9 protein-coding genes are annotated in these 19552 nt (G+C 68.5%); 8 read left to right on the forward strand and 1 reads right to left on the reverse strand.

Annotated elements, in window-relative coordinates; all coding sequences use genetic code 11:
- The first annotated feature begins 528 nt into the window (after window positions 1-528).
- The 4 genes from V6F88_RS19810 to V6F88_RS19825 all read left to right on the forward strand — a co-directional run bounded on the left by V6F88_RS19810 (window position 529) and on the right by V6F88_RS19825 (window position 3508).
- On the forward strand, window positions 529-1509 hold the full coding sequence (locus tag V6F88_RS19810; RefSeq protein WP_332611649.1) for a Bug family tripartite tricarboxylate transporter substrate binding protein: 981 nt from the start codon (window positions 529-531) through the stop codon (window positions 1507-1509).
- Between the two features lie 114 nt (window positions 1510-1623).
- Window positions 1624-2406 (forward strand): aldolase, encoded by a 783-nt coding sequence (locus V6F88_RS19815; protein WP_332612028.1) that lies wholly within the window; start codon window positions 1624-1626, stop codon window positions 2404-2406.
- Window positions 2407-2559: 153 nt separating this feature from the next.
- Window positions 2560-3114, forward strand: a complete 555-nt coding sequence (locus tag V6F88_RS19820; RefSeq protein ID WP_332611650.1) for a helix-turn-helix domain-containing protein — start codon at window positions 2560-2562, stop codon at window positions 3112-3114.
- Window positions 3115-3142: 28 nt separating this feature from the next.
- Window positions 3143-3508: a cupin domain-containing protein gene (locus tag V6F88_RS19825; protein ID WP_332611652.1), complete on the forward strand. Its 366-nt coding sequence runs from the start codon at window positions 3143-3145 to the stop codon at window positions 3506-3508.
- Window positions 3509-3546: 38 nt separating this feature from the next.
- Here V6F88_RS19825 and V6F88_RS19830 read toward each other — a convergent pair whose 3' ends face one another.
- Window positions 3547-3960, reverse strand: a complete 414-nt coding sequence (locus V6F88_RS19830; RefSeq protein WP_332611653.1) for a hypothetical protein — start codon at window positions 3958-3960, stop codon at window positions 3547-3549.
- Between the two features lie 229 nt (window positions 3961-4189).
- On the opposite strand from V6F88_RS19830, the gene V6F88_RS19835 reads away from it, so the two are divergent.
- From V6F88_RS19835 to V6F88_RS19850, 4 genes are all read left to right on the forward strand, one after another.
- Window positions 4190-4873: a secretin and TonB N-terminal domain-containing protein gene (locus tag V6F88_RS19835; protein ID WP_332611654.1), complete on the forward strand. Its 684-nt coding sequence runs from the start codon at window positions 4190-4192 to the stop codon at window positions 4871-4873.
- On the forward strand, window positions 4863-5450 hold the full coding sequence (locus tag V6F88_RS19840; protein WP_332611655.1) for an RNA polymerase sigma factor: 588 nt from the start codon (window positions 4863-4865) through the stop codon (window positions 5448-5450). The genes V6F88_RS19835 and V6F88_RS19840 overlap by 11 nt, the downstream gene beginning before the upstream one ends.
- A gap of 8 nt (window positions 5451-5458) precedes the next feature.
- Window positions 5459-6409 carry a FecR family protein gene (locus V6F88_RS19845; protein WP_332611656.1) on the forward strand — a complete coding sequence of 317 codons (951 nt, stop codon included), beginning with the start codon at window positions 5459-5461 and terminating at the stop codon, window positions 6407-6409.
- A gap of 112 nt (window positions 6410-6521) precedes the next feature.
- The gene (locus tag V6F88_RS19850) at window positions 6522-19379 is read left to right on the forward strand and encodes a filamentous haemagglutinin family protein (protein WP_332611657.1); all 12858 of its coding nucleotides are present in this window, start codon (window positions 6522-6524) and stop codon (window positions 19377-19379) included.
- Window positions 19380-19552 lie beyond the last annotated feature (173 nt).

Below are 19552 nucleotides of genomic sequence, written 5' to 3' on the forward strand. Positions count from 1 at the left end.
TCCTCAACCTGATGCCTTTGGCTCCGTGATTGGATCGCCCGGGATGCGAGGGCGCCGGCGCTGAGAGTAAAAGCAGTCTCTGAAACGACCGTTGTGGGCGACCGTTCCTGGCCGAAAGCGGCCACTGACCGCAGGATCCTCCGGGCCTTCCATACAAGACGGCTTTCTTCTCTTACCGCTCCCAACCTAGAGCGGAGTGCCTCGAGACGTCCGTCGCCCCTTGCCTAATGCCCTTAGGGAAAGCCCCGAATCTGCGGGTTTGGCCTGTCGCGCCAATTTAATCGCGCTTATCGCGAAGTTCGCCTTTCTCCAGCCCGCAGGCCGTTCATCTGCACAGAAGAAAAGAAGCTCCCCGCGCAATAGCAGACATTGCCCACCAAATCCAAATGGCGAACTTCATCAAAAATCGCCAACTTTATTCGCCGCCCCTCATACACCCTCCATCCAAAATTCCCCTTGCGGAAAATCAATGTTCTGTAGGACACTTTGTGTCATTGGGGCAAATAAAGCCCGTCCAAGGGGAACGACATGAAGGTGCTTGGCAAGTTCGCCGCGCTGGCGACGATGTGTGTGACGGCGGGAATGGCCGCCTGGGCGGGTGGGGCGCATGCGGCGTATCCCGATCGGCCGATCCGGCTGGTGGTGCCGTTTGGTGCGGGCGGGATCACGGATATCGTGGCGCGGCAGGTGGGCAAGGGGATGGGTGATGCCTTGGGGCAAAGCGTCGTCATTGAAAACCGGCCCGGGGCCGGCGGGGTGATTGCCGCGCAGCTGGCGGCCGGCGCGCCGGCCGACGGCTACACCGTCTTCATGGGCACCGTCGGCACGCAGATTGTGAATCCGCTGATCTACAGCAAGCTGAGCTACGACGCCGCCAAGTTCGTGCCGGTGGGCATGGTGTCCGGGTCGCCTTTCGTGCTGGCTACGCGCGCCGGGTTGCCGGCTGCGGACTTTGCCGCGTTTGTGGCTTACGCGCGTGCCAATCCGGGGCGGTTGAATTTCGGGTCGGCGGGCAATGCCAGTTCACCGCATCTGGGGCTGGAATTGTTGAAGCTGACGGCCGGCGTGGATATTGTGCATGTGCCGTTCAAGAGCGGCAGCGAAGCGGTCAATGCGGCTATCGGCGAACAGGTGGATGTGGTGATGGACGCCAGTCCGATCATCATGCCGCACGTGGCCTCGGGCAAGTTGCGCGCGTTGGCGGTGGCGGCGGACAAGCGTCTGGCGTCGGCGGGCGCCGTGCCCGCCAGCGCGGAAGTGGGCGATGCGGCGTTGCAGATCAGTTCTTGGAACGCATTGCTGGCGCCCGCCGGCACGCCGCCCGAGGTCGTGGCCGCCCTGAACGCCGCGTTGCAAAAGACGCTGGCGTCGGCGGAATTGAAGGATCGATTGGCGGCGCAGGGCACGCAGTTGTACACGGGGTCGCCAGAGGAATATCGGCGCTTTATCGCGGCCGAGAATGCCAAGTGGACCGACATTGTCAAGCGCGCCAACATCAAGATGGATTGACCGGCGGGCGGCCGCGACGCGGCCGCCCTTTATGCTATGGACACCCCGGCAAGCGCGCCCATGTGCGCGGCCGGGATTTACGCCGTTGATGAAGGACGGCACGACGGAGACATGATGACCGATACGATGCACCTGGGAAAAGACGAACTGATCGCGCGTGCGCAAGCCGAGATGCGGCGTCAGTTCGACACGCCGCAATGGAGCTTGCGCGAACGGCTGGCGCTGACGTGCCGCATCTTGTTTGATGGCGGCCACGATTCCGGGCTGGCGGGGCAGATCACCGCGCGTACGCCCGAAGCGGGCCGCTATTACACGCAGCGGCTGGGCTTGGGGTTTGACGAAATCACGGCCAGCAATCTGTTGGTGGTGGATGAAGATTTGCGCGTGCAAGAGGGCGGCGGCATGCCCAACCCGGCCAACCGTTTTCATTCGTGGATCTATCGGGCGCGGCCCGATGTGAATTGCATCATCCACACGCACCCCTTGCACGTGGCGTCGCTGTCGATGCTGGAGGTGCCGCTGGAGGTGTCGCACATGGACAATTGCACGCTGTACGACGATGTGGCTTTCCTGAAGGACTGGCCGGGCGTGCCGGTGGGCAATGAAGAAGGCGAGATCATCTCGGCGGCGCTGGGCGACAAGCGGGCGATTCTGTTGTCGCACCACGGTATGTTGATCGCGGCCGGGTCGGTGGAAGAGGCCTGCGTGCTGGCTTTGCAGTTCGAACGCGCGGCGCGCATGCAGCTGCTGGCGATGTCGGCGGGCAAGATCCAGCCTATTCCGCCCGCGTTGGGACGCGAAGCGCATGATTGGATCCTGACGCCCAAGCGGTCGCAGGTGGGGTTTTCGTATTACGCCCGCCGGGCGCTGCGCGCGCATCCGGACGTGTTGTCGTAGCCTGCGGCAACGGGCGGCCGGATAGGGGACCGGATAGGGCACCGGACAGGCGAGCAGGATGCGGCGCGGATCGGGCAGCCAGGCCGGGCAGGGCGGCTCGACGGCGGCGCTGGTTTCGGGCATTCTTACCGGTCCGATTTTCCACCCCCCGCCATGATCGACCTGCCCCCCCGCCTTCGCACCCTGCGCCGCCAGCAAGCGCTTTCCCTGGAACAGCTGGCGCAGCGCACCGGGCTGACCAAAAGCTACCTGTCCAAGCTGGAACGCGGCCTGAGCGAACCGTCGATTTCGACGGTGCTGCGTCTGGCTGAAGCCTATGGCGTGGGCGTATCGCAACTGGTCGGCGGAGACGGCGCCGCGCAAGACGAAGTGGTCAGCGTGGTGCGCGTGGGCGATCGCGAGGCGCTGCAACGCGGCGGGCCAGGCGCGCAATACCATTACGAATCGCTGGCCGGGCGTCGCAAGGTCAAGGCGATGGAGCCCTTTGTGGTGCATCCGCCGCGCGAATTTCCTGACGCGACGGCGGTGTTTCCGCATCCGGGCGAAGAATTCCTGCTGGTGCTCAAAGGCGCCGTCGAAGTGCAGGTGGGCGAACGCCAGTTCCGACTGGAAACCGGTGATTCCGTTTACTTTGATTCCGAACTGCCGCACCGCATGCGCACGGTCAGCCGCGCCATGGCCGAGGTGTTGGTGGTGGCGGCGCACTGAACGCAAGACAACATTCCATAGGCTACCCATGAAGCATGATCAATCGCGGCTAGTCCGCATCGATGCCGGCCCGATGAAGAACCCGGTGCCCGGCAAACCCCGCCGCCCGATCTCGGGCGATGCGGCCTTTCAGACCGTCACCGCCTTTGAGGGTCACGCGGGCAAGGCGGAAGCGGGCGTCTGGGAAAGCACCGCCGGGGTGTTTCAGTCGAACACGACCGGCTATATCGAATTTGGCACCATCGTCGAAGGCGCGGCGCGGCTGGTCGATCCGGACGGTACCGTGCACGAACTGACGGTGGGCGAAGCGTTCGTCATGCCCGAGGGGTATACGGGCCGCTGGGAAGTGGACCAGTTCGTCAAGAAGATCTATTTCATCTGCCGCACGGTGTAGCGCCGCGCGGGAAGGCGCCACGGTAACTCTCGTTATGGCTACGGCCGTTGCGGATAGGCGGATGTGCCAAACGTGTTGCCCATGCGGTTGCCGATGGTGGCGGGCGTGGGCAGGCCCATCTGGTTGGGCGGGCGTTGCGTGATGGCCTCGGACGCCAGCCCCGGCGACGGCCGGTTAGCCGTGGTGTCCGGCGCCATCTTCCGGTTCAGGCAGTCGTAGGACAAGGCGCGGTAACCGTTGACCTCGGTCTCGATGCACGCGCCGCCTGATCGGGCCGAAGCCGGTGGCAGGGCCGACTGCGCGGGTTTCTGCTCCTCTACGGTCTGCTTCTCTACGGTCTGCGCCATGGCGCCCGCGTCCAGCAATCCAAGCGCGCCCGCCATGCCTAGCGCGCCGCAGGCCATCACCCCCATCCCCCGCCACAGGCCCCTGGCCTCACGCATCTTGCGCATGCGCGCTCCCTTGAACGGTCCGGCCCATCGCGGCCAACCCAATCCAAAAAGTATAGAGACCGCCCGCACCCCGTAGGTGACCGTTGCGTGGCGGCGGCGCGCGCGGCGCGCGTCAAGTGTCACGAATGCGTCATTCAGCGGCTCTAGCATGGCGGCTTTTCCAGGCGCGGGCGCTGATGGCGTTCTCTGTTGCGGCCATGTCAGGCACTTTTCCCTTGCGGTCACGTTTATGAAGAGCGTCTTCAAGGGCCGTGGCGTGGCCTTGCGCGCGTGTCTGGCCTGGGGCCTGCTGGCGCTGTCGCCGACTGGCCATGCCGCGGCACCCCCCGCCAAGCCCATGCGCTTCGAGATTGCCGCGCAGCCCCTGGCGCAGGCGCTGGTGGAATACAGCCTGGCCAGCGGGTTGACCGTGTTGGTGGACAGCACCTTGACGGCCGGCAGGCAGGCGCCCGCGGTGGTGGGCGCCTACACGCCCAGCGAAGCGTTGCGCCGGCTGCTGGCCGGCTCGCCGCTATCGATTCGCTATGCCAGCGCGCAGTCGTTCACGCTGGTCGCCAAGGACGAGGACACGGCGGCAGGCGCCGGCGCGGCGGGCAAGCGCCTGCGCGACACGCCTTACGCCGCCGTGGTGCAGACGGCGTTGAAACGCGCCCTGTGCGCGGCGGCCGCCACGCAGCCGGGCAACTACCGCGCCCTGGTGCAATTGTGGTTCGACAACGCCTGGCGCGTCAGCCGGGTAGGGTGGGTGTCGTCAACGGGGCAGGCCGGCCTGGACGGACGTCTGGAAGCGGCGTTGCGCGGGGCGGTGATTGGTCCGCTGCCGACAGGGATGCCACAGCCCTTGACGGTGCTGCTGACGCCGCGCAGTGCGGCGCAATGCGATGCGGACAGGGGAGCCGGCAGTGCGGGATAACAAACCGGACGGCTCGTTGCGGGCCTTGTTTCTGGAACGCTACAACGACTTTCGCAGTCAGCTGCGGCGGCGGCTGGGTTCGGACGACCTGGCGCACGACGCCATGCAGGAAGCGTTTTTGAAGGTGAACGACTTGCCCGCCAGTTCGTCGATCCAGCAGCCCGCCGCCTATTTGTTTCGTGTGGCGCTGAACATCGCGGAAGACCAGCGCCGCCGCGATTCCCGCTTGCTGACGGGCATTGAAATCAGTGAATTGATTCATCTGGCGGACGAGGCCGCCGACCCGGCCCGCATCGCGCAAGGCCGTAACCAGGTCGACGCGTTCCAGCGCGCGCTGAAAAAGCTGCCCGAACGGACCCAGCAAATGGTGCTGGCCGCGCGCGTGCAAGAGCTGCCGCACGCGGAAATTGCGCGGCGCTATGGCGTGTCCGAGCGCATCGTGTCCAAGGAACTGAAGCGCGCGCTGGAACATTGCGCGCAAGAACTCCTCGTGGCCGGGCAGGCAACGGGCAACGGAACGGGCCACCCGTGCGTCCCCTCCCGCGAAGCGTGCCGGGATGACACACCATGGCGTTGACGATGAGCATGCCCCGACGAAACAAGCAGGAAGACAGCGCCACGGCACAGGCGCGCGACTGGTTATTGGCGCTGACCTCGGGCCGCGCCACCGAGGACGACGCGCAGGCGTTTCGCGATTGGCTGCGCGCGGACAGCCGGCATCCCGCCGCGTTCGCCGCCCAGCAGCAGATGTGGCAGGGCATGGGCCCCGCCATTCAGAACGTGGTTGCCGCCCGCGCGACTCGCCGCGCGCACAAACCGGTGATGAGCGGCCGCCGCGCGTTCCTGGGCGGCGCGCTGGCGGCGTCGGCGGCGTATCTGGCGTTCAAACCGCCGCTGGGCTTGTGGCCCGGCGTGGATGCCCTGGGCGCGGATTACCGCACGGCGGCGGGCGAACAGCGCCGGGTGGCTCTGGGCCAGTCGCTGGACGTGGACATGAATACGCTGACCCGCATCAACGTGGGCAACGACGCAAACGGTTCGGTGATCGAGCTGGCCGAAGGCGAAGCCGAGATACGCGCGGGCGCCACGCCCGCCGTGGTGGTCGCGGGTAAAGGCCGTATCACCGCGCGCGACGCCACGTTCAACCTGCGCTATATCGACGGGCAGGCGCGGCTGTGCTGCCTGTCCGGCGCGCTGCGGCTGGTGCATGCCGAAGGCGTGTTCGACGTGGCCGCCAACCGCGAACTGTGCTATGACGATGCGCGCGTGATGCCGCCGGTGGCGGTGGACACGGCGGTGGTCACTGCGTGGCGTCAGGGCTGGCTGGTGTTCAACCAGCAGCCGCTGGCGCAGGTGGTGGACGAACTGAACCGCTATCGCCGGGGCCGGCTGGTGCTGATGAACGATCAACTGGGCAAGCGTCTGGTGCAGGCGCGGTTTTCGTTGGCACAGGTGGCTGACGCCGAACGCCTGATTCGCGATGCGTATGGCGCGCGTGTGACACATCTGCCGGCCGGCGTGGTGTTGTTGTCATAAGCGCGTCGTAAAACGCCTGTCTGGATGAATTATTTGTGACAGCGTTCTGGTCTGCATTTTTCTATCCGTCTGTCTTGTTCTAAGTGAAGAACTCGCGCGATTGGAACAAGGGATGGCGATCATGCAGGCACGGATGTCGGACTCGGGTGGCAAGCGGAACATGGGGCGGGTGCCGGGGCGGCAGCGCCCCAACTGGCGTCCGACGCCACTGTCGCAGGCGGTCACCGCGCTGCTGATCGCGGGCAGTGCCGGCAGCGCGGCCCAGGCGCAGCAGCGCGCCTTCAGCCCCGGTTGGTTCTCGGACAAGAATGCCGTGCAGTCGACCGCGCAACGCACCGGCCGCATGCCCGACGGCAGTATGGCGGGCATAGGCGCCGGCGCGCGCCAACAGGCGCAATCGCGCCAGCAGTTGCAGCGGTCGCTGGACAACCTGAACCGCTCAGCCGCCGCCGTCGCCGCGCAGCAAGCCGCGCAGGCGGCTGCGCGCGCAGCGGCGGCGGCCGGTGGCGTCGATGTGCCCGACGGCCTGGTCGAAGGGGGCTTGTGGGCCGCAACGGGCGATCAGGCCAAATGGGAAGGCGCGAAGGCCGCGTCACCCAGCGTGCAAAACGGCCGCCAGGTCGTCACCATCGAACAGACGCAATCGCGCGCCATCCTGAACTGGGACAGCTTCAACGTCGGGCGCAACACGACGCTGCAATTCAAGCAGGGCGCGGACGACGCGGTGCTGAACCGGGTGGTGGGCGCGGCGGTCAAGCCGAGCCAGATCCAGGGCGCGATCAAGGCCGACGGCACCGTGATGGTGGTGAACCAGAACGGCGTGATCTTCACCGGCACCAGCCAGGTCAACGCGCGCAACCTGGTGGCCGCCGCCGGCGTGATCACCGACGCGCAGTTTCGTGACAAGGGGGTGTACGCCGACAACGGCGCGCAGCCGACGTTTACGGATGCGCGCGGCAACATCGACGTGCAGGCCGGCGCGTTGATCGGCACGGCGGCGCCGGCCACGTCCACGGCGGGCGGCGGCTATGTGCTGCTGCTGGGCAAGGACGTGAACAACGCGGGCACGATCAACACGCCGTCCGGGCAGGCCGCGTTGGCGGCGGGCGACAACTTCGTCATCAAGCGTGGCCAGGGCACGTCCGGCAACTTGCTGTCCACCACCAAGGGCAACGAAGTCACGCCCACCGGCACGCCGGGCCGCGTTGCCAACACGGGCCTGATCCAGGCCGCCGTGGGCGACGTGACGATGACGGGCGGCGACGTCGTGCAAAGCGGCGTGGTGCTGTCCAGCACGTCGGTCGATACGCGCGGCACTGTCCACCTGAACGCGGTGGGCGAGGGCGGCAAGATTACCTTGGCTGAAGCCAGCACCACGGCCATCCTGCTGGACCGCAGCGGCGCACTGGCGCTGGACAGCCAGCGCGACGGCCTGCGGGTGCCGGTCACCCCGGCAACCGATGCGACGGTAGTGGCGGCGGGCGCGGACCGGCGCGAGCTGTCGCGCGTGGAAATCAACAGTTCCGGCACGGTGGACTTTGCCACCGGGTCGATCACGCTGGCCACCGGCGGGCAGATCGCCGTGCAGGCCACGCAGCGCGCGCTGGTGCGCGAGGGCGCGATTCTGGACGTGGCGGGCGCCGTGGGCGTGCCGGTGGCGATGGAGAACAACAGCGTCAAGATCAACGTCCAGGGCAATGAACAGCGCGACGCGCCGATCAATCGCGATAGCGGCAAGCTGAACAACAACGACATCTGGGTAGATGCGCGCGAGCTGGTGCTGGTGCCGGCGGGCACCAACGGCTATGCCACCGACCGCTGGTACACGGCGGGCGGCCTGTTGGAGGTGAGCGGGTATCTGGGCACGCAGGGCCACGCGGTGAACGAATGGATGGCGCAGGGCGGCCACGTGGAATTCACGGGCGGTGACGTCGTGACGCGGGCCGGTTCGCAGATCAACGTGTCGGGCGGCACCCTGGATGTGCAGGACGGCAAGATTCTGCAGACCTGGCTGCGCGGCGTGGACGGGCGGCTGTACGAGGTATCGCGCGCACCCGGCGATCTGGCCTATACCGGCCTGTACAAGGGTTATGAAGCCACGCACGAGCGCTGGGGCCAGACGCAGTATTTCTACAATCCGCTGATCGCGCCCAAGGAACGTTTCGAAAGCGGCTACACGGTGGGGCGCGACGCGGGCAGGCTGTTGATCGGCACCCGCAGCGCGGTGCTGGAAGGCGAGCTCGTTGGCCAGACCTACCAAGGCGAACGCCAGACCGCCGCCGCGCAAGCGGGGCTGGACGGCTATCAGCAATCGCAACGGGCGGCGGCGCGCGGTGCGCAGCTGGTGGTGGGCACGTACACGCCTTACTACGACAAGCGCACGGGCGCGTTGCAATACGCGCTGGGCCTGTCGGAAAACACGATCCAGCATGTCAGCTTGTCGGATCAGGTGGCCGCGATTGCGGCGGGTCTGGATCTGGACACGGCGTTGCCGGACGACCGCGCGGGCACCCTACAACTGGACACCGCGCAGCTGAATCGCGCGGGGCTGGGCGCCATCAAGATCGCCGCGCAGGACATCACCGTGCAGTCGGATCTGAAGGTGGGACCGGCAGGCGATATCACCTTGTTCGCGAACCAGGTGTCGGTGGATGCCACGCTGACGGCACGCGCCGGCAGCATCCGGCTGGGCAATGTGTTGAGCCAGATCTCGCCGTCGGGCGTGACGGATACCGTGGCAGGCGTGGCGGGCGCGGTGGGCGAGGGGGATGGGCCCGGCGTCGCGCTCAGTGCGCGCACGCGGCTGGACGCCACGGGCATGTGGACCAACCTGGCCCTGTCGCCCGAACAGACGGCCGCCATGCCGTACCTGAACGGCGGCTCGGTGTCGGTGCGCGGCAGCGGCGATATCCAGCTGGCGGCGGGCAGCGTCATCGACGTCAGCTCGGGCGCGGTGTTGCGGCCCAAGAACAAGGTGACGGGCGGCAAGGGCGGCAACACGACCATAGACGCGGTGGCCGCCGGCGACGGCTCCGTGGGCGAGGTGACACTGGGCGCGCAATTGCGCGGCTACGGCGTGGAAGGCGGCGGCACGCTGAAGCTGGTGGCGGGCAAGATCGTGTTGGGCGATGGCCTGGCAGCGGTGCAGCCCTCCGTGCCGGGTGCCGTGCCGGATGCGTCCGGTACAGCGGCCGGCGGCGCGGCAGCCGTGGCTGTTGGCGCCGACCCCTTGGCGTCTGCCGGGGCCACGCTGACCCTGACCGCGCCGTTCTTCCAGCAGGGCTACTCGCGTTACGAGATTACCGGCAGCCAGGGCTTGACCGTGGCTGATGATGCGCGCGTGGATGTGCTGATGCCCGTCTATCGCCCCGTGTCGGGCGCGCAGGGCGTGCCCACCGGCACGGACCCGGCAGCGGTGTTGGACACGTGGCTGCCGCCCGTCTATCAACATGATCCCGTGGCGGGCACGGCAACGCGGCGGCGCGGCGCCAGCTTGCTGCTGCAAAGCGGTCGCAGCGTGGCGACCGCGGGCGCCGACAAGCTGGTCGAACTGAACATCGGCCGGGGCGCGCGCATCAACGTGGACCCGGGCCAGAGCATCGAACTGCTGGGCGCCGGGCAGATCACGGTCGCGGGCGCGCTGACGGCCGCCGGCGGCAAGATCGATATTCGCCAACTGCGCGTGGGCACGCTGGACGTGGCCGAGTCCTTCGACACCGCCGATGGCGAACTGCACAACCGCTCGATCTGGATCGGCGAACAGGGGGTGCTGGACGTGGCCGGGCGCGCGGAAAGTGGCGTCGACGCGCAGGGCCGCCGCTATGGCGTGGCGGACTCGGGCGGCGTCATCGTGATCGGCGGCGAGATCAATCATGACCGCGCCACGGCAACGTCGGCCGACGCCTACGTGATCGTGCGCCCCGGCGCGATGCTGAACGCGTCGGGCGCGGGCACGGTGGTGGACGTGAACGGCGTGGGCGCGGTGCCGCTGAACGGCGACGGTGGCCGCATCTCGCTCAGTTCCTACAACGGCCTGCATCTGGACGGCACGTTCATCGCACGGGCGGGCGGCGCCAACGCATCGGGCGGCACGCTGGATATCGCGCTGGAAACTCCGCTGTATCGCGTCGCGGGCGACAACGTTTCAAGCATTGACGTGCAGGTGCCGCGCGAACTGGTGCTGGGCGCGGGTGCGGCGGGCAAGGGCCTGCGCGCGGATCTGAAACCGGGCGAGGCCGAAGAGGGCCTGCGTTATGGACACACCCGTCTGGACACCACGCGCTTGTTGGGGGGCGGGGGCTTCGATCATCTGGGGCTGCTGTCCAATGGCCTGATGTCGTTTGACGGCGACGTCAACGTCCAGACGGCGCAAAGCCTGCGGCTGTATGCCGGCGCGTTCTCGCTGGCGCCACAAGCCGACGCACAAGCCGACGCACAAGCCAACGTACAAGCCAACGTACAAGCCAACGCACAAGCCGACGCACAAGCCAACGCACAAGCTAACGCGCAAGCGCGCGTGAACCTGGCGTCGTCGTATGTGCGGCTGTCCGGCTTGGGCAAGTACGCGGCCACCAATGGCGTGCTGCGTCCGCGCGTGTTGTTCGCCGATGCGGCCGAGGTCGGCGAAGGCGCCTTCACCGCGCGCGCCGGCAATCTGCTGGAAGTGGGCAACAGCTTGTCCTTCGGCACGCAGGGCTCGATCGTGCGCGGCGTGGGTGGTGCGCTGCCGGTGGCGCGCGCGGGCTTTGACCGCGTGACGCTGGACAGCGCGGGCGACCTGCGCTTTCTGGCCAACAACGACAACGAACCGCGCACGCGACTGTGGACGCGCGGCGATCTGGCATTGATTGCTGCGCAGGTCTATCCCGCCACCGGCGCCGAGGCCGAAGTGCTGGCGGGCTACACGCGGCGCGAGGACGGCACGCAGTGGTTCGACCCCGATCGCCGCCTGACCGTGGCGCGTCACGATGCCGCGACGGCTGCGTTGCCGCCCATTCCGTATTCGGCGTTCGGCTCGTTGCGCCTGGCGGCTGCCACCGTAGAGCAGGGTGGCGTCATCCGCGCGCCGCTGGGCGCCATTGTGCTGGGCGACCTGAGCCAACGGATGGGCACGCAACGCCTGAGCCTGCTGCCCGGCAGCGTGACCTCGGTCAGCGGCGCCGGGCTGTTGATGCCTTATGGCGGCACGACGGACGGCGTGTCGTATCAGTTCAAGGGTGCGCCGGTGTCTTTGGTGGGCGTGGGGGGCGCATCCGGCATCGGCGACCAGGCCGCGCTGCGCACCGGCATTACCCTGGCATTTCAGGACGTGGATGCGCTGCCGGGCTCGGTCCTGGACCTGTCCGGTGGTGGTCAGCTGACCGGCGCGGGCTTCGTGTCCGGTCGCGGCGGTTCCACCGATGCGCGGTACGCGCCGCTGGTGCGCAACAACCCCGACGGTGGCTTTACGTTGCCCGGCCTGGCCGCCAACCCGGTGTACGCCATCGTGCCCGGCGCGCAGGCGCCGGTGGCGCCAGTGGGCGGCGAGGCCGGCGCTTCCACGCCCGGCGTGGGCCGGCAGATCACGTTGGGGGCGGGCGTGCCGGGCTTGCCGGCCGGCACCTACACCTTGATGCCGTCCACCTATGCCTTGCTGCCCGGCGCCTTCCGCGTCGAGATCAACGGCGCGGCTTCGGCGGGCGCGGCGGTGACGCCCATGCGGATGCGCAACCAGTCCTGGGCCGCAAGCGGGTCCTTGTCGACCGCCGGCACACAGGTGGCCAACAGCCTGGCCAGCGCGGTCATCCTGACGCCGGCGAGCGTGTTGCGCACCCTGTCGCAATACAACGAAATGAGTTACGCCAGCTTTGTGGCGGCGGACGCCGTGACGCGCGGCGTGCCACGCGCGATGCTGCCCGCCGACGCACGCACCTTGCGCTTGGCGCTGCATGCCGGTTCGTCGGACGGGCAGGCGTTCAGTTTTGAAGGCCAGGCCGATTTCAAGGCTGCGCAAGGGGGCTTTGGTGGCGCCGTGGCGGTGAGCGGCGGCAGCACCGCGGTGGAGATCCTGGCCCCGGGCCAGGCGCCCACGGCAGGTTTCGCGGGCACGTCGGTGGGCGCCGATGCGCTGACGGCGTTGGGCGCCAGCCGCCTGGTCGTCGGTGCGATGCCGGTGGTGTCCTACGGGCAAGGCGGGCGCTTTTATACCTTCCAGCAGTCCGCCCGCGAAGTGGTGCTGCGCACCGGCGCGCAGCTGACCGCGCCCGAAGTGCTGCTCTCGGCAAACACCATCGAGCTTGAAGCCGGCGCCGGGATATCGACGCTGGGCCGGGGCGCGCCGTCCGTGGATTCCACCAGCGGCTACGCGTTCCAACCGGGCAGCGCCAGCCTGCTGGCCGTGTCCAACGGCCGCCTTGATGTGCTGGCGCCCGACGCGCTGGCCACGGGCGCCATCCGCATCGGTACCTGCGCCGTGGCGGCGTGCAACGATGTGACGCGCCTGTATTCCGAAGGCACCATCGCCGCCGCCACCAATGGCGCCTTCGACCTGGGCGAGCAGGTGCGCTACGGCACCCGCAACCTGTCGCTGGCTGTTGGCGCCGTCAATGTCGGCACGGCGCAAACGCTGGCGCAGGCGGCGGAGCAGGGCATCCTGCCCAGCGGCCTGACGCTGAACCAGGACATCCTGGCCCGCCTGCTGCGTGGCGACACCAGCATGGGCGCGCCCGCGCTGGAAGTGTTGACGCTGACCGCGCGCGACGCGATGAACTTCTACGGCACCGTCGCGCTGGACACGCGCGACCCAATCACCGGCAAATACAGCCTGGCGACCTTGGCGCTGGGCACCCCGGCCATCTACGGGTTTGGCGACGCGGGCGACGAGGCGGGCATCCGCACCCAGAACCTGGTCTGGAACGGCGCAACCCAAGCGCCCGGCGCAGTGGTGGCCGGCGGCGCGGGCACGGGCAAGGGCGTGCTGCGCATCGACGCCGAGCGCATCGAATTCGGCTATGGCCAGGGCGCGCAGCCCAGCGGCCAGGAAGACAACGCGCGGCTGGCGCTGGGCTTTGCCAGCGTCAACCTGAACGCCAGCGAACGGATCACCGCCAACCATCGCGGCAGCTTGTCCGTGTACGAATCGCAGGGCGCATTCGACAGCAGCACCGGCCGCTACGCGTATCGCGGCGGCAACCTGAACCTGACCACGCCGCTGTTGACCGGGGGCGCGGGTTCGGTGAACCAGATGCTGGCGGGCGGCGACGTGCGCCTGTCCGGCGCCGGCGCCGGGCCGGTGGCGGCCGTGCAGGACCTGGGCGCGCAAGTCGGCCTGTCCGGCGCCACCGTGCAAATCGATGGCCGCATCGTGCTGCCCAGCGGCAAGCTCACATTGCAAGGCCGCGACGGCGTGTTGCTGAGCGGGGCGTCGCAAATCGACGTGTCGGGTCGCGCCATCGCGTTCAACGACGTGCTGCGCTACAGCTGGGGCGGCGACGTGATCCTGGAAAGCGCACAGGGCGGCATCCGGCAAGCGGGCGGCGCGCTGATCGACCTGTCCGCGCAACAGAACAACGCGGGCACGCTGCGGGCCGATGCGCTGGCGGCGTCGGCCGGTGTGGTGGACCTGCAAGGCCGCATCCTGGGCGCCAGCTCGGGGCATTACGATGCCGGCGGCACCGCCGTGCCGTATCGCGCGGGCAGCATCGACGTGCGCGCCCAGCATCTGGGCACGGCGGCCACGCTCAGCACGGATTTCGATGCGCTGAACCAGCGCCTGAACGAAGGCGGCGTCATCGGCGCGCGCAGCTTCCAGCTCAAGCAAGGCAGCCTGACGCTGGGCAACACGTTGCGCGGCAATGACATCAACCTGTCCATCGATAGCGGCAGCCTGACGGTGGCCGGCGTGGTGGACGCCAGCGGTGAACGCGTGGGCCGCATCCGCCTGGCCGCGCGCGATGGCCTGACGCTGGCATCCAATGCCGTGCTGGACGTGCACGGCACCGTGCTACGCGTAGACAGCTACGGCAAGATCATCGACGCGCCCAACCGGGCGGCGGTCGAACTGAACGCCGGGCGCGGCGCGCTGACGCTGGCTGGCGGCGCGCGCATCGACCTGCGCCACGGCACGGCGGCCACGGCAGGCACGGGCGCGGGCCAGCATGACGGGGCCTCGCGTGGCACGCTGGACCTGCTGGCGCCGCGTATCGACGCGGCGGGCAACGCGGGCGTCAATGGCGGCGCGGCGGCCACGGCCGGCGACATCGCCATCGACGCGCGTGGGCCGCTGACCATCGACGGCGCCAAATCCATTTCGCTGGTGGCCATGCAGCGCTATGACGACGCGCGCGTCGGCGACCCGGCCGACCGCGCCAACGGACGCAGTCATCAGATCATCGACCAGGCCTATCTCGACACGCTGCATGGCGACAGCGCAGCGTTCATCGGCAACGCACTGGCCAACGGCAATCTGCTGAACGCCAAGCTGGCAGGCTTGAACAACGCCACCTACCGCGACGTGTTCCACCTGCGGCCGGGCGTGGAAATCGTCAGCAAGACGGGCGATGGCGACCTGGTCGTGCAAGGCGACCTGGACCTGTCGGGCTATCGCTATGCCAGCCTGAACCCGCGTTCGGCCATGACGTCGGTGTACGGCTCGGGCGAGGCGGGCGCGCTGACCTTGCGTGCCAAGGGCAATCTGGACGTCTACGGCAGCATCAACGACGGCTTCGCGCCACCGGCAGCCACGCCCGACGACGAGCACGGCTGGATTCTGACGCCGGGCGCGCAGCCCTTTGGCGGCGACGTGGTGTTGCCGCGCGGCGGCGTTGTTTTGGCCGACGGCACCGAATTCCCCGGTGGCAAAACGCTGAACTACGCGCTGCCCTTGCAGCCGACGACGCTGGCCGCCGGCACGCGCCTGCCCGTTGAAGCGGCGCTGAACCAGCCGCTGTCGATAGCGGCAGGCACGGTGTTGTCCGGCGACGTGCGCGATGCGGCCGGGCAATTGCTGTACCCGGCGGGCAGCATCCTCAAGCAGGCGGTGGACCTGCCGGTGGGCACGCGCCTGGGCGCGGGCACGCTGTTGATGGCGGGCACGGCCATGCAGGCATTCATGTGGCCGGCCAATGTGGCGCTGCCCAACCTGCACACCACGCAAGGCTATGAGCCGAACGTGTTGTTGATGGCGGGCACGATCACGCTCAAGCAAGGCGCGGTGATTCCGTCGCAGGCCAAGCTGGTGTTTCCGGATGGCGTGGACTATGTCGAGTTGCGCCCCGGCACGGCGGCCGATCAGCGGCGCAATTGGGCGCTGGCCCCGATGCTGCCCGCCGGCAGCCAGTCGTGGTCGTTGCGCCTGGTGGCCGGCGCGGATCTGGATGCGGCGGACCCGCTGCGCGTGCAACCCGGCCCTGGCGCCGGCAAGCTGAACCTGGCCGACAGCCACTACAACGTCACGCTGGCGATGGGCGCCGGCCTGGTGTGGGGCCCCGAGGCGGGCCCCTCCGGCTTCGAGCCCTATGCGCCGGTGCCGGAAGACCTGCTGTGGTTGTGCGACGCGGTCGAAGGGCTGTGCCTGCCGCCGCCCCGCTGGGCCTGGGCACCGGGCAACACGTACGGTCAGCCCGCCGGGTCGCCGGTGTCGGACGAAGACCTGGAAAAGTGTGCGCGCTCGCCAGAGCAGTGCTATGAGAACAAGTCGTCGACGACGGTAACCGCGCACACGCAGAACTTCAGCGTGCTGCGCACCGGCACGGGCGACCTGGACCTGGCGGCCGGCGGTGACATCAGCCTGATGTCGGCTTACGGGGTCTACACGGCGGGCACGCAGTCCGCCGACGTGGCGCCCGCCTACCAACTGCCGCGCGGCCGCTACGAAGCCACGGTGCTGGGCGATGCGCATTCCAGCACCTACGAACCCTTCGTATCGGAGGGCGGCACTTATCAAGCCTGGTATCCGGAACAAGGCGGCAACCTGGGCCTGTACACCGGCGGCGCCCTGCGCGGCGACGTGTGGGGCAAGACCACCGGTGGCCCCTTCGATGCGCGTGTGCTGGCGCCCAGCGTGGGCGTGGGCAACTGGTTGTGGAGGCAAGGCTCGGGCAGCGCCAACGGCGGCGATACGCCGACCGCGTGGTGGATCAACTTCGGCAGCTACGTCAAGGCGCCTTCCGACTTCAAGGACAACACGCCGCTGCTGGTGGGCTTCACGGGCTTTGGCGCGCTGGGCGGCGGCAACGTCAACCTGCGCGTAGACGGCGACGCCGGCAATATCGAATCGCGCGGGTCCGTCACCAACCCGCGCGGCCAGGGCTTGATCGTGGCGGTGGGCAGCACCGGGCGTGTCGCGGCCGATGGCGCCATCACGCTGACGGGCGGCGGCGACATCGACATCCGTGTGGGCGGCGGGCTTAACCCCACGCAGAGCGCACGCGGACGGGTCTCGTCCACCGTGGGCCCCACGCCGTACTACGGCGAACCCGCGCTGGACCTGCAAGGCGCGCTGATCAACCTGCGCGGCCACGCCGGGCTGTCCAGCGGCGCGGTCGGCGGCCTGGACTTGCAGTACGGCAACGAATCCACCCAACAGGACGCCAAGGACAGCCGTGGCTACGACCCGTATGTCTCCACCATGGCCAGCGCCACGGGCGGCCTGGTGCTGATCCCCGGCGACTCGGTCATGCGGCTGGATACGCGCGGCGACCTGGTGGTGGGCGGCGCCGGCGACCCCGGCCGCGTGGCGGTGCCCAACACCACGCCGTACCACCTGCTGGATGGCACCTTGCGCACCGGCGGCGGCACCAGCTGGTTCTCGATGTGGACCGAGAACACCGCTATCGAACTGTCCAGCGCGGGCGGCAACCTCACGCCCAGCCGGCAGACCTCGCACAGTGCGCAGGGGCTGTCGGTGCAGACCGGGCGCAATACGTCGCCGTCGGACGGCCGCTATCTGTATCCGTCGATTCTTCGCGCCACGGCCTACGACGGCAGCGTGTACGCGGGCGTGTCGGCCGGCTACCTGAACAACGAGGCCACGGGGCTGCCGTATTCGCTGACCCTGGCACCGGGCGCGCGGGGCCAGCTTGAAGTACTGGCCGGCAATTCCATCTACGCGGGCGGCTACGCCATCAACCGCTCGGGCGCCGACCCCGCAAGCGTGGCCAGCGTGTTCGCGCCGGCTTTTGCGGGCTACCTGTCCGAGGCCAACTCCAATGTGGCCCTGGGCAACAAGGGCGTGGACGGCATCGATGGCGCCCGCGACACCCATTTCCCCCTGTTCTATTTCAATGCGCCGACGGCCGGGGCGGCGGGCTCCAATGCGGTGACGCGCTTCTACGCCCGCGATGGCGACATCGTGGGGCTGCGCACCGGCGAAATGCTCTCTGTCTTGCAGGGGCCGAATACCGGGCAGACGTGGTACGAGGCGTCAGGCCCCGTGTGGATGATGGCGGGCCGCGACATCGTGGCCTCGGGTACCGACACCGGCGTCAAGACCGATGTGCCCACGACCAACGGCATGAACTTTGGCGCCAGCTCGACGTCGGTGACATCTACCGGCAACCTGTTCCTGCACCGCGACGCGCTGGACGTATCGCGCGTGTCGGCGGGACGCGACATTCTGTACAGCTCGTTCCAAGTGGCGGGCCCGGGCGTGCTGGACGTATCGGCCGGCCGTCACGTGTTGATGGCGGATCACGCGTCCATCACCAGCCTGGGGCCGGTGCTGTCGGGCGACCACCGGCTGGGCGCGTCTATCGCCGTGCAGGCGGGCGTGGGGGCCAAGGGGCCGGACTACGCGGGCTTTATCGACCGCTATCTGGATCCGGCCAAGGCCGCCGACCGCGGCCGTCCCTTGGTTGACCAGGGCCTGGCCTTCAAGACCTACGAGGCCGAACTGCTGCTGTGGCTGACGCAGCGTTACGGCTTTGCCGGCAGCACGGACGATGCGCGCGCGGTGTTCGCGGCGCTGCCCGCCGAGCAGCAACGCATCTTCGCGCGGCAGGTGTATTTTGCCGAGCTGCGTGCCGGGGGCCGCGAATACAACGACAAGAGCAGCCCGCGCAACGGCAGTTATCTGCGCGGTCGCCAAGCCATTGCCGCGTTGTTTTCCGACGCGACGCCGGGCGCGTATGACGGCGACATCACCTTGTACGGCGCGGCGGGCATCCGCAGCAGCTTCGGCGGCGACATCCAGTTGATGACGCCGGGCGGGCAGCAGGTGTTCGGCGTGGAAGGCGTGGCGCCGCCCGCCACGGCCGGGATCATCACGCAGGGCGAAGGCAACATCCAGCTGTATGCGCAAGGCAGCATTCTGCTGGGGCAAAGCCGCGTCATGACGACCTTTGGCGGCGGCATCACGGCGTGGTCGGCCGAAGGCGACATCAACGCGGGTCGCGGGTCCAAGACCACGGTGCTGTATTCGCCGCCCAAACGCGAATATGACGCGGTTGGCAACGTGACCCTGTCGCCCAACGCGCCCAGCACCGGCGCGGGCATCGCCACGCTGGCGCCGCTGCCGGAGGTGCCGGCGGGCGACGTGGACCTGTACGCGCCGCTGGGCACGATCGACGCGGGCGAGGCCGGCATCCGCGTGTCGGGCAACGTCAACATCGCGGCCTTGCAGGTGGTAAACGCCGCCAACATCCAGGCCCAGGGCGACAGCGTGGGCGTGCCGGTGACGGCGGCCGTCAACGCCGGCGCGTTGTCATCGGCCAGCGCGGCGGCCACCTCGGCCGTCAACGCGGCCGAGGCGTCGGCGCAACGTGCGCAAAACGAAGCGCGCCAGAATCAGCCGTCGGTCATCAATGTGCAGATTTTGGGCTATGGCGACGAACCGGTGGCGGGCGCCGCCCCGACCGCGCCGCCCGCCGGTTCGGCAGCGGCGGCGCCCAAGTACGACGCCGCCAGCGCCGTGCAGATCCTGGGCGCGGGGCCGCTGAACGCCAGTGAAACCAGCGGCCTGAGCGCAGAGGAGAAAAGCCGTCTGACGATGTAAGGACACTGCCCACAGGCATGGCGCCCATGCCTGGTACGCGCGGCCGGTATACCACCGGCCGCGCTTTTTTTTGCCGCGCCGCTTGCGCCGCATCCGCCGTCATATCGCGCGGCCAGAATCCCGGCGCAAGGCGGCGATGGACGGCAGCCGCGCGCACGCCGCGATTCTTTTTC

The organism is Achromobacter sp. ESBL13, assembly GCF_036668755.1.
Lineage (GTDB): Bacteria > Pseudomonadota > Gammaproteobacteria > Burkholderiales > Burkholderiaceae_B > Achromobacter.

What these genes read in the sequence shown, in the direction of transcription:
- V6F88_RS19830 (WP_332611653.1), bottom strand. Translation starts at nt 3,960, where the DNA reads ATGCGCAAGATGCGTGAGGCCAGGGGCCTGTGGCGGGGGATGGGGGTG.
- V6F88_RS19835 (WP_332611654.1), top strand. Translation starts at nt 4,190, where the DNA reads ATGAAGAGCGTCTTCAAGGGCCGTGGCGTGGCCTTGCGCGCGTGTCTG.
- V6F88_RS19850 (WP_332611657.1), top strand. Translation starts at nt 6,522, where the DNA reads ATGGCGATCATGCAGGCACGGATGTCGGACTCGGGTGGCAAGCGGAAC.
- V6F88_RS19845 (WP_332611656.1), top strand. Translation starts at nt 5,459, where the DNA reads ATGCCCCGACGAAACAAGCAGGAAGACAGCGCCACGGCACAGGCGCGC.
- V6F88_RS19820 (WP_332611650.1), top strand. Translation starts at nt 2,560, where the DNA reads ATGATCGACCTGCCCCCCCGCCTTCGCACCCTGCGCCGCCAGCAAGCG.
- V6F88_RS19825 (WP_332611652.1), top strand. Translation starts at nt 3,143, where the DNA reads ATGAAGCATGATCAATCGCGGCTAGTCCGCATCGATGCCGGCCCGATG.
- V6F88_RS19815 (WP_332612028.1), top strand. Translation starts at nt 1,624, where the DNA reads ATGACCGATACGATGCACCTGGGAAAAGACGAACTGATCGCGCGTGCG.
- V6F88_RS19810 (WP_332611649.1), top strand. Translation starts at nt 529, where the DNA reads ATGAAGGTGCTTGGCAAGTTCGCCGCGCTGGCGACGATGTGTGTGACG.